This is a genomic window from Dyadobacter sp. AC419 (genome assembly GCF_979253085.1).
Genome location: NZ_CEEDCD010000013.1, coordinates 1 through 11,133, shown reverse-complemented (window position 1 = coordinate 11,133; position 11,133 = coordinate 1). Strand labels below are relative to the sequence as shown.

The following is an 11,133-nucleotide window of genomic DNA, read 5'->3' as shown; positions in this document are numbered from 1 at the left end:
TGTAACCTACCTGGGCTCAGTTCTGTTGTAGTGCAAGCGATATTTAACCAAGCCTCTCATTCTAGTTCTCTAGTTTTCGCATTTATCGTGAAACGCTTTGCGCATTTTCATAGCCGCTTTTAGATCCCTGATCTACCATGCAAAATACACTTCTTTCAGAACCCATGCATGAACTGAAAGCACGGAACTCGCCTTTACTTACGAGCCCGTTTTTGACATTTATGCATGGCCGTGGCAGGAGAGCCTGTTAATTGCGCTGAATTTCAACTCAAAAAGGTTAGGCCTAAGAACATACCCCAAGATGGTTTGAGTTCTCTGACGAGCACAAAAGCGTACTTCTACGGCTACGTACATGGCAGGTGACAGATCCAAATATACAGTACGGGTACGCAAAAGCAATCGGTATGAACGAGCCAATAAGCTACTTTATGAATGGCAACTAAAAGGGAAAGAAATTAGAACAGGACCCAGAATACTGTAATGCCGTCTGGTACGAATAGGCAAAGTAGCATCTGGCAGAGTTAACCTAGTGGGGATAAAATAGATGTTTTACGAACTTAATCTTGTTCCTGAAAGCGATACATCGATTCGGTGAGACGGCTATTTAAGCCCACTTTTAGGCAGTTTTGGCGCGGCTGGTGGTGACCGGCACAAGCCGCAGCAGACGGACGTTTTGATGGAGCCAGTTTCTTCCATGTGTTGCGGATTGATGCTGCTATTGTGTCAGAGCAGGCCGCTGAAAGGGCTTAAAGAATTGCTTTAAACTCGAAACAATCTTTACCTTACATCTAGATTATCTCGGCCTCTTTCTCCCGCGCCGTTTCCACTGCCGGTTAAGCCATTCTATCCAGCAGTCTAATGAAGATATCACATTTGGCATTGGAACATATGAGGCCTGGACAATTCTTAAAAATCTTTTTAATCCAGAATCATCCTAACCTTTTAATAAATATGACAAATAACGCTTTTACAGGCTCTAAAGGCGTATTTGCTTTTGTCAGCCCAAGACAAGCTTCAATTCCTAAGCCAAATATCAGAAATTGAACAAATGCAGGGAATGGTTCGGCTGCGACTATACAAAATCGCTACTTATGCGAGCATCCAAGAGAAATGTAGATTCGGCAAGCGGGCTTTCTGCTGTCCAGCATCAAACACCGCATTGATGGCGGCTATCAAAACGATCTACATTGTTGATGATGACGAAGACTGGCGTTTCCTGGTAAAGGAAGCGATAAGTGAAGTCGGCGTACCTATATACGTAATCGAAGCAGATAATGGCCAGGAATTGTTTAAGATACTGCAAGACGAAGTCGCCGATGCCATTTTAGTGCTTGACGTTAATATGCCTGTAATGAATGGCCTGGAAACGCTAGAAGCCCTAAGGAAATCATCTCACTGGTCTTCCCTGCCTATTTATCTGGTTTCCAGTTCAAGCAGCGAAGATTTGGCGCTTGCCGCTCGGGAAAAAGGCGCTACAAAGTTTATTACTAAACCAACCTATTCTAATGAATATGTTGAGCTGGTCAAGGCGTTATATAGCCACTATCAAAGAGATACAGCCAACAAAGTACACTAATCTAATAGCCCCATCATTTTTAAGCGATAAAGTTGCTTGATTAAACTATTAAGCTCCTGCTCCCATTTATGCCTTCTTCGAACAACTTTCTGCTCGTATTCAACTAGTTGCTGAAAATTTTGCAATTTTGGATTAAGGAATTTTATAGAGTCTGTTCCGTATACTTTCCTTCATAACAATGTATTGTGAGCCCTTAGTTTTTGGATGCGGAGCCTACAAAAAATCATTCCTTCTTGTTAACAACGGTCTGTTTATGCAGCAGCTGCTGCTCCGGAACAAATGGGAAAGGTGACCAAACCTTGTACAAAACCAAGAACTTTCCCAAAACTCCAGTGCCCCCCTTGTTCTGTGTTTTCTCATTTAACATAAAATCTGTTATACAAACTCAATGGCGGGTTTCTAGCTTTTCGTTATGCAATTGTCTTTAAAACTGACAGCCTATTTTTTTGCACTATTTTGATTTTGTACATTTCAAAAACAGGGTTTATCAGGGCTACTTGTTATTTTAGATCTATCTGTTACTAAATGAACAATGGCAATGCATGTTACTCCTTTATTAATAGCCAGTCATTTTATAGTCGGATTTCTGCATGCATTAGGCTGGGTGTACTTCGAATATAAGAAAACAGGAAAATTTAAAAGTGACCAATATACTTGGTTTGAAGTCGTTGCCGGATTTATTACGGTGGTCATTATGGGGTATGCTGGTATTGTGGTGCTAATTGCATGTTTTGCAATGGTTCTTGCTATCACAGCAATCCAAATTATATTTTGGACAATCTGGGCACTTTTTGATAAAGCCAAGACGATCAAATGGCCAAGTATGGCCGAATTTGGCTTGTATGCATTCTTTTTGCTTTTTTTTGGTGGATTATTAACTGAATGCACTGCTCCTAGGGAAGGCGCAAATTGCAGAGACGGCTCGTACAGCTATGCAACCGGTCGTGGAGCTTGTTCATGGCATGGCGGAGTTAGTAGTTGGGACAAAGATTATTGGTGGGAGTAACAATGATGAATCATCAGAATAGGCGAATCACCTTCTTTAAATTATGCCAGAAACAATACAACAAAAGCTCCTGGCATAATTCTGCTTACCAATATCAACCAAATCCAAAAAAACTCTTAATTGGATCTTCTAACAAAACTCCTGCAACAAAAAAACACAGCCCAAAAAACGCTGTCAACAACCAGTTATTCTTAACCATTTCAATTACTCCCGCTGGATTAAACCCATAAACCTTATATGTTGGTGTTTTAACTTTTAAACTGTTACTTATGGTCAAATCCAGGATTCTATCTATAATCTCCACTTTTCTTTCTGTTGACTGATGTAACTTTCGATAGTCTTTATTTGCAAAAGCATCCGCTTCCTCCAATCCTAATAAGGCGTTTCGATTGCTTATCTTATTACGATCTGCTAAGTTTAAAAGTTTGCCTTTTGGTGCATCCTTTTCAAATTCTTGTGTGTATATTCCATTAATTAGGTAAGAGAGATCAAAAGTAAACTGATCTTCAATTTCTTCCGGTTTCCGTCCCAAAATTTTGATTCTGTCACTAATAGCCTGAAATCCATAAGTAGAATTTCTCATATTCCAATGTATCCACCTATAAGTTTTATGTTTCTTCACAAATGCATAAAAATCTTGCAGCATCAGTCTTTCAAACTGATCTAATTCTGCTTCTGTTAAGGAAGATGGATTCTTATGCGCAATTTGTGCCTGTAAGTGAATCGAAAAAATTCTGGATACATTGTTATCCTTAGTTTTAACACAAATTGCAGTAATTCTGGGAGAAGTGCTTTTGTTGAAAGATTCACAAGAATAATGCACAACTATCACCCGGCTAATGTTTCTTTCTAAATCATTAATTATCTTTTCAGCGTTCCTTTTTTCATTTAAACGCTTGTTGGTAAAAATATTCATATTGTTTCGAAAAAATTATGTGGTATTCCTTGGAATACCACGTTGAAAATTTGATTTGTGGTTTCATTTTTTTTGTTTTAAAAGGTATATGTACAAGAGTAATTTATAAGAAGTGGTGCCTATAACTTCTGACGGTTAGGCAATCCTAAGCTCCACCGAACCATATCTCCGATTATTGGATAAATATCATTGTGCTTAGCACCAAAACGAAATACTGATGAAGAGCTTTCATATTTTCCAATGTCCCTATTTCCTTCTTCTTCCGAAGGGAGATATTCTGTAAGTTCGGAAAGCCCGCTTTCTGCTCTTTCAGCTTCACTCATTTCATAATATCTCCATATGGGATTAGTGTGCTTAAAATCAAATGTTTTGATTCCAGCCCAAAGCTTTTCTTCATTTTCTTCATTAATCCATGCTTTGTTCTTACCAAAGCTGAAATCATAAACCAACTTTGCTAAAGCTTTAAGAACTACTGGTTGTGCAGCAACCGTTTGTTGTTTGGCATCTGCGTTTTGTAAGCCCTCAATCTCGCTCACCAATTGCCAAAATTGCTTTGCTTTTTCTTTTTTTGGTTCAATTATAGAAGGAACAGCACCATTTATATTCGTTTTGTTCAAAAATAACAAAGAGTTTACCGCTACTAATTCCTGTCTACTAAATCCGTATGAATTCCAATCAGCTTTCTCCTTTTCTGAAATCAATGGAATATCAGCAACAGCAAAAATATCATCTATAATAACCTCCCCAATAAATGTATTTATTGGATTTGACCCATCAAATTGTAGTGCTAAGCTTTTATCAACCTTTTTTCCTAAATTATTTAAATCATGAAATAATTGCCTTTCTTGATCAGTAGTGAGTCCTAGATGGATCTCAATGGCTACGGTACAACTTTTTAACATTTCCTGGCAATCAATCCAAACTTGTAGTTCCTCTGGTGTTAATTCCTCTTTACCTCCATTATAAAGAAGGGAAGCTCCTCGCGCTGGATATTTATGATAAGTTGTAACATGCTTAAAAAAATCATAAACTATTTCGATGGCTTTTCTCCTGTGTTGTCCATCAACAATCCACAATATATCTGCCTGACTCAGATAAATTAAATAGCAAACAGTTTCGTTACTAGCAGTTTTTTGGGGAGCAACTTGCATATTAGAGCCTCCTGGCTTACAGTTCCTTAAAGAGGCTACTAACGGCGGTATTGCAATATACGGCTGAGTGCCGGTTGCCTTTTGTATGTCCGTAAAAGTTTTTGATAACGCTTCTCCATTTTCATTTTTTTTCTTTTCCGCAGCCGAAAGCATTCCTTTTAAAAGATATTTCGCAATTGAAGATGCGTGATATATGTCAAGCTTTCTCTGAGCGATAACTTCTGAGTTTTTTGACTGATCATTTGCAACTTCTGTTAACTCATTTACTTCAAAAAGAGATGCGTTTATTGTAAAAGTCCTATTACCAGTATTGTATCCAACAAAGGTCTTGACTGGTCGTCCTACTGTGCTTTGATGCTTTAAAGCTTCATCAAGCGATACTATTTCTGTTGCTGTATTTGTCATATTATATTAATTTATATAACAAAGGTAGCCCAGGGTTTTCTTATATCCTAATTTTTTTGTGTTTATTTTTTCCCAGGGATTTTTTAAAGCTTATAAAAATACTCCTGGGTAAATATTTTATGTTTAAATAGCATATTTATTTTATGCTCATAGTCCCCACTTTCGCTTGTTTTGCTGCTCTTTCTGCGACTTGATTTCAGGCTGCTGCGCCAGCTCCTTCTTTTCCCCTTTGTTCGGCTCCAAAGCCAGGCTCTGCTCTTTGGCTTGTTTTTCCTGGTGGCTCCGCTCGGCTACAATCTATATCAGCGCGCTGCATGGCTGTACCATTTAGCATGACCTTCCGATATTGAAAGGTTTCGTTCAGCTCACGTACATAGCTAAACGTTCGGTCAAAAGCTTTTTCACAGCGCTCCGTAAAATCCAGCCGGTCAAACTGCCCGAATTTTTGGCTGTGGCCGGCGTTGCTCCCTCGGTGGTTGGTCATGGGGCTGATCAGCCGGCCGTTGTCTGCCGTCTTGCGGCTCACTATCAGCTGCGCATGCATGTGGATCCCTTCCTTTGCTTCGCCGCGTTGACGGATGCCCTGCTTTACTTCCGGATCTTCATGGGTGTAATACCGGTTGTATTCAATCTTGCCGTAATACTTGATATCGTGTTCAGATAGGCCTTTATTAAAATTCTCTGCATACTCTTTCATCACTTCACGCGCAAATGCTTTCAGCTTTTGCGGATCATTGCCAATATGGTCGAGCTCCTTTCCGGAAGGGCTGATATTAATTAGGTAAAATTTAGCTTCGGTCTTTTTAAGCTTGGCCACGTTCTGATCTATTCCAGTTTTGACCAGATCAGGTCCGATATCATCACGCCCCTGGTCAAACCATAACTCTTTTTTGCCCAGTTTTTGGTTTTCCTTTTCCAGGTAATCAGTCAGCTGTCCGCAGCTGCCGGTATTGCCGCCCGTTTCACTGGCGGTAATATTGACATGTGCCATATCAAATAGATTTGAATTGGCTCCGGGTTTCATCCTGGAGCTTTTTAACGGCTGCCGAACTTCCAAAGGAATTTAGTACCGAGTTCAGATCCTCGCGCTCACGTATATAATTCTCAAAAAGAAGGACAAAATGATTCCGTATACGGTCCTTTTCCTTTCGCAAATCTGAAATAGTACCCTGGAAATTCTTTACTTCTGCCAGCAGTGTCTCTACCAGTCCACCGGTTTTTCCCTGTGCTGTCAGCGAAGCTTTTGAATCCTTATGTAGGAGACGGACCATTTCCATAAAATGCCCTGCTACTTGTTGATCTTCATTTTCACCAAAATAAAACCGCAATAGCCTTGCGTACTTACGGAATTGCTCGTGCTGAAGTTTTTGCTCAGCAAGCATAGGCGCCAGGATATCCTTCTCCTGGACTTTGACAAAGCTGATGATCCGATTAATGCCTTGCCCCAGCTCCTTCTTTAAAAGCTCGTCGCTCAAATCTGACGGGTCTTTCTTGGATTTGTAAAAATAGTCGACCATTTCAGCAAGCAGATCCTGCTTGCTGCGGCCTAGCTTCTCGGCGATTTTGCCGAATTTCTCATCGGTAGCCTCTGTAAAACGGACTGACTTATTATATTTCTTTTCCATAGCTTAATATATTAATTGATATACTGAAATAAGCTATTTTAGACTAATTAGGCAATATTAAATACTAAAATATATTTATGTTATACTAAGTATAGCATATGAAAACACATAATAAACTGAATACCAATATTTTAGCCTCGCAGAGCAAGAATGAATTATCGCGCAGCGTAATTCCTTCTTGCTTCTAAAAAGAACAACAGGATGGGAAATAAAAATATTTAAAAAATTGCTGTTTTTAAGTTAATTGGCGGGATTAAGTCCTATAAAGGAGATCGGAATGATTTACAGGTAAATTATAAAGGGGTACGAAGGTTTAATAGCATCAGTTACTGTACATTCGTCGTATATCTGGCTCATTTCTGTTCTACGCCAGCCCCATAGTTGTTTTTAGCGGAGAATGCATAATTAGCATCCTGTTTAAACCATTCTAGTAATAAGCTCTTATTTATCGTCGTAATGACCTTTGGCAGAAAGGATATAGACTGTAATGATATCCTCATTTACAGAGTATACAAGTCTATGCTTGTCGGTGATTTTCCTGGCATATAATCCTGCTAGGTCGTGTTGCTTAGAGTTGCGGCTTGCCCCTCCCACTTTTGGGATGCTGCTCAATCTCCTTTAAAAGTAAAATGGCCTTTTGATAAACTTTTGGCTCTGATTTAAACAGGCTATATAAGTCCTTCTCAGCTCTTTTTGATAAGACAATTTTATACATTACAGCGACTCAAAGTACTTGTTCAGTTCATCGGTGCTGTTGAAGGATATAAACTTGCCTTCCCTGATCTCCTGTTGGGCGTCTCTTATGCGCTGAATCATTTCAGGCGTGAAATACAGGTCATCTTCCGATACCGGGGTAAGCACATATGTTTGTTTACGCCCTCTCCGGATCACCACTTTCTCCCCTTGTCGGCCAGCTCAAAGAAATCCTTTTGCCGCTCCCTAAATTGTCTGCTAGTTGTTTCTACAATTGCCATTGCGTACATGTTTTGGTACACAAATATACAGATATTTGATTCTATTAGCTACTGCTAGCGATATAGTTCAAAACATAACCACTTAATAGCTATTTACCCCAAATCCGCTGCCATAATGATTTTCGGGGATTTTCGCTGGTTTCCTGAGTCACGCGGTGCCGGTAATAATTTAAGCTCCCTATTTTCTTCTCGCAGGCCTTTGTTCTCCTCTCTCAAGTAAGTGATTTCATTTTTCAATACCTGAATAAGTTCATCCTTCACAGCCAATACAGGTGTATAGTCTTGTGTATGGACTTGTATTGGGTCTACATTTACACGAGTGTTTAGGCTATCCTGTTCTAGCTTACCTAGCGCCTTTTTAGGAGGGTATCTATCAAAAAGGTAGTTAGTCTGAATAGTATACAATGAGCCATTTTTCCCTTCTTTAAGCCTAACATAGGGTTTACTTTCTGCTTTTTTACAAAGCCGGCGGATGGTCATTTCGTTTAAGCCAGTAGCTTTTGCTGCTTCTTTCAGAGTTATATAATTCATATGCAACGTTTTACATGTACAATATACTGTAAATGGACATGTATAGATATTGTATAGGCCTTATAAATATATATTATTATATATAATATAGGAATATTTAAATAACTAATTATTTAGTTTTCAGGGCTACCTATCCTTTTTCTGTCCAGGAATTTTTGTTCGTTTTTCATTGTCAAGCTGGAGTAAAAACTGTCATTCCCCTCTCAAAGAAATAGCGTGCGCGTAGCGACGCAGGCCGCCCTGGTGCGTAGAAAACCAGGCCATTTGTTATCCCAAAAACACCTTTTTTGCTCAACAAACTATATAGTAGTAAACAGTATAGTATTATATAAGGTACTTCTCGAATAAAACGAGTTTTGGTACGGAATAAAACGAGTTTTGGTACGGATTACTGGATAATAAAACGAGTTTTGGTACGGATTAGATGGAAATATATTTTTACTACTCGTTTTATTATTATATTAGCTTTTCTGTAATAAAAGGAGTTTTAGTACGGAATATGTAAACATATAAATTTACTACTCGTTTTATTTAACAGACTACTAGACAGTTATTTACATTAGCATGGCTAAAATAAAGAAAAAGGATAAGCGAGAGATTGCCCAAATGACTCTTCCTTTGATTTACAATGAAAAGGACGCCAAGTCATATGTTAAACAACATTGGAATGTAACTTTTGCTCGACAGCGAAAAGTGTCGATTTACGCTAAACGCATCATGGCTAACGTATTAGCTATGATTAAGGAGGATGACTCCGATCTACGTCCTTATTACCAAATGCACATTTCTGATGTTGTCCCTTCTACTGATTCGGACTTCTATGCTAAAATAAAAAACGCCTTTAATGAGCTGACAGATCTGAAGTGGTTAATTGAAGATTTAAAGACTAAGTACTTTTCTTTCAGGCACTTGCTTGATACAACTAAAACGATAGCGAATGACGGTTTCGAGTGCGCTTACAAAGATGGAATGATAACTATCGTGCTAAACCCCGCTTTAAAGCCGTATTTCATTGAACTAGCTCATTACAGCATTTATGAACTCAAACACTACATGCATTTTACCAGTTGGTATAGTCTGCGAATGTTTGAATTACTTTCTGCCTTCAAGGATACCGGGGTTTGGTGGGTGAGTATTCAAGAATTTAGACAGCTGATAGACTGTGAAAGCAAATATCCCAAAGTCCCTGATCTAGTAAAATACACTCTTTCAGAACCCATGCATGAACTTGAAAGCACGGAACTCGCCTTTACTTACGAGCCCGTTTTTGACATTTATGCACATGGCCGTGGCAGGAAGCCTGTAATTGCGCTCGAATTTCGACTCAAAGAGGTTGAGGCCTAAGAACAGTACCCCCAAGAAATGCGTTTGAGTTCTCTGACGAGCACAAAAGCGTACTTCTACGGCTACGTACATGGCAGGTGACAGATCCAAATATCATCAGGTACGCAAAAGCAATCGGTATGGAACGAGCAAATAAGCTACTTTATGAATGGCAACTAAAAGGGAAAGAAATACAAGACAGGACCAAATACTGTAATGCCGTCTGGGTACGAATAGGCAAAGTAGCATCTGGCGAGAGTTAACCTAGTGGGGATAAATCGAGTGTTTTACGAACTTAATCTTGTTCCTGAAAGCGATACAGTTTTTACGATTGGTGAGACGGCTATTTAAGCCCACTTTTAGGCAGTTTTGGCGCGGCTGGTGGTGACCGGCACAAGCCGCACAGACGGACGTTTTGATACGACTAGTTTCTTCCATGTGTTGCGGATTGATGCTGCTATTGTCGAGCAGGCCGCTGAAAGGGCTTAAAAATTGCTTTAAACCGAAACAATCTTTACCTTACATCTAGTTTATCTCGGTCTTTTCTCCGCGCCGTTTCCACTGCCGGTTAAGCCCGGTCTATCCAGCAGTCTAATGAAGATATCACATTTGGCATTGGACAATATGAGGCCTGGACAATTCTTAAAAATCTTTTTAATCCAGAATCATCCTAACCTTTAATAAATATGACAAATAACACTTTACAGGCTCTAAAGGCGTATTTGCTTTTGTAGACCAAGACAAGCTTCAATTCCTAAGCCAAATATCAGAAATTGAACAAATGCAGGGAATGGTTCGGCTGGACTATACAAAATCGCTACTTATGCGAGCATCCAAGAGAAATGTAGATTCGGCAAGCGGGCTTTCTGCTGTCCAGCATCAAACACCGCATTGATGGCGGCTATCAAAACGATCTACATTGTTGATGATGACGAAGACTGGCGTTTCCTGGTAAAGGAAGCGATAAGTGAAGTCGGCGTACCTATATACGTAATCGAAGCAGATAATGGCCAGGAATTGTTTAAGATACTGCAAGACGAAGTCGCCGATGCCATTTTAGTGCTTGACGTTAATATGCCTGTAATGAATGGCCTGGAAACGCTAGAAGCCCTAAGGAAATCATCTCACTGGTCTTCCCTGCCTATTTATCTGGTTTCCAGTTCAAGCAGCGAAGATTTGGCGCTTGCCGCTCGGGAAAAAGGCGCTACAAAGTTTATTACTAAACCAACCTATTTTAATGAATATGTTGAGCTGGTCAAGGCGTTATATAGCCACTATCAAAGAGATACAGCCAACAAAGTACACTAATCTAATAGCCCCCATCATTTTTAAGCGATAAAGTTGCTTGATTAAACTATTAAGCTCCTGCTCCCATTTATGCCTTCTTCGAACAACTTTCTGCTCGTCTTCAACTAGTTGCTGAAAATTTTGCAATTTTGGATTAAGGAATTTTATAGAGTCTGTTCGTATACTTTCCTTCATAACAATGTATTGTGAGCCCTTAGTTTTTGGATGCGGACCTTACAAAAAATCATTCCTTCTTGTTAACAACGGTCTGTTTATGCAGCAGCTGCTGCTCCGGAACAAATGGGAAAGGTGACCAAACCTTGTACAAAACCAAGAAAC

General features: G+C 39.5%; 11 protein-coding genes. 4 read left to right on the top strand and 7 right to left on the bottom strand.

The annotated features are described in order from the left end of the window. The first annotated feature begins 994 nt into the window (after positions 1 to 994). A complete protein-coding gene (locus tag AC0IYG_RS06920) occupies positions 995 to 1,576 on the top strand; it encodes a response regulator (protein ID WP_471710362.1) in 582 nt (193 codons plus the stop codon). Between the two features lie 532 nt (positions 1,577 to 2,108). Continuing rightward, positions 2,109 to 2,582: a hypothetical protein gene (locus tag AC0IYG_RS06915; RefSeq protein WP_471710361.1), complete on the top strand. Its 474-nt coding sequence runs from the start codon at positions 2,109 to 2,111 to the stop codon at positions 2,580 to 2,582. Positions 2,583 to 2,676: 94 nt separating this feature from the next. Here AC0IYG_RS06915 and AC0IYG_RS06910 read toward each other — a convergent pair whose 3' ends face one another. The 7 genes from AC0IYG_RS06910 to AC0IYG_RS06880 all read right to left on the bottom strand — a co-directional run bounded on the left by AC0IYG_RS06910 (position 2,677) and on the right by AC0IYG_RS06880 (position 8,184). Continuing rightward, positions 2,677 to 3,498: a hypothetical protein gene (locus AC0IYG_RS06910; RefSeq protein ID WP_471710360.1), complete on the bottom strand. Its 822-nt coding sequence runs from the start codon at positions 3,496 to 3,498 to the stop codon at positions 2,677 to 2,679. A 119-nt stretch (positions 3,499 to 3,617) separates the two neighbouring features. After that, the gene (locus tag AC0IYG_RS06905) at positions 3,618 to 5,054 is read right to left on the bottom strand and encodes a DNA sulfur modification protein DndB (RefSeq protein WP_471710359.1); all 1,437 of its coding nucleotides are present in this window, start codon (positions 5,052 to 5,054) and stop codon (positions 3,618 to 3,620) included. Positions 5,055 to 5,250: 196 nt separating this feature from the next. Next, entirely contained in the window at positions 5,251 to 6,045 is a 795-nt protein-coding gene (locus AC0IYG_RS06900; protein ID WP_471710358.1) for a DUF5712 family protein, read from the bottom strand. Between the two features lies 1 nt (position 6,046). Continuing rightward, positions 6,047 to 6,679 carry a BfmA/BtgA family mobilization protein gene (locus tag AC0IYG_RS06895; protein ID WP_471710357.1) on the bottom strand — a complete coding sequence of 211 codons (633 nt, stop codon included), beginning with the start codon at positions 6,677 to 6,679 and terminating at the stop codon, positions 6,047 to 6,049. A 441-nt stretch (positions 6,680 to 7,120) separates the two neighbouring features. After that, positions 7,121 to 7,273, bottom strand: coding sequence for a type II toxin-antitoxin system YoeB family toxin (locus tag AC0IYG_RS06890; RefSeq protein ID WP_471710363.1), 153 nt, complete (start codon positions 7,271 to 7,273; stop codon positions 7,121 to 7,123). 120 nt (positions 7,274 to 7,393) lie between these two features. Further along, entirely contained in the window at positions 7,394 to 7,540 is a 147-nt protein-coding gene (locus AC0IYG_RS06885; RefSeq protein ID WP_471710356.1) for a hypothetical protein, read from the bottom strand. Positions 7,541 to 7,746: 206 nt separating this feature from the next. After that, positions 7,747 to 8,184, bottom strand: coding sequence for a hypothetical protein (locus tag AC0IYG_RS06880; RefSeq protein WP_471710355.1), 438 nt, complete (start codon positions 8,182 to 8,184; stop codon positions 7,747 to 7,749). A 564-nt stretch (positions 8,185 to 8,748) separates the two neighbouring features. Between AC0IYG_RS06880 and AC0IYG_RS06875 the strand changes: the two genes are divergently transcribed. Continuing rightward, entirely contained in the window at positions 8,749 to 9,528 is a 780-nt protein-coding gene (locus AC0IYG_RS06875) for a RepB family plasmid replication initiator protein (RefSeq protein ID WP_471710354.1), read from the top strand. An 873-nt stretch (positions 9,529 to 10,401) separates the two neighbouring features. Next, positions 10,402 to 10,815, top strand: a complete 414-nt coding sequence (locus AC0IYG_RS06870; protein WP_471710352.1) for a response regulator — start codon at positions 10,402 to 10,404, stop codon at positions 10,813 to 10,815. Positions 10,816 to 11,133 lie beyond the last annotated feature (318 nt).

Coding starts and splice junctions, on each gene's coding strand:
- AC0IYG_RS06875 (WP_471710354.1), top strand. CDS start 8,749: ATGGCTAAAATAAAGAAAAAGGATAAGCGAGAGATTGCCCAAATGACT.
- AC0IYG_RS06880 (WP_471710355.1), bottom strand. CDS start 8,184: ATGAATTATATAACTCTGAAAGAAGCAGCAAAAGCTACTGGCTTAAAC.
- AC0IYG_RS06905 (WP_471710359.1), bottom strand. CDS start 5,054: ATGACAAATACAGCAACAGAAATAGTATCGCTTGATGAAGCTTTAAAG.
- AC0IYG_RS06910 (WP_471710360.1), bottom strand. CDS start 3,498: ATGAATATTTTTACCAACAAGCGTTTAAATGAAAAAAGGAACGCTGAA.
- AC0IYG_RS06870 (WP_471710352.1), top strand. CDS start 10,402: ATGGCGGCTATCAAAACGATCTACATTGTTGATGATGACGAAGACTGG.
- AC0IYG_RS06895 (WP_471710357.1), bottom strand. CDS start 6,679: ATGGAAAAGAAATATAATAAGTCAGTCCGTTTTACAGAGGCTACCGAT.
- AC0IYG_RS06915 (WP_471710361.1), top strand. CDS start 2,109: ATGGCAATGCATGTTACTCCTTTATTAATAGCCAGTCATTTTATAGTC.
- AC0IYG_RS06900 (WP_471710358.1), bottom strand. CDS start 6,045: ATGGCACATGTCAATATTACCGCCAGTGAAACGGGCGGCAATACCGGC.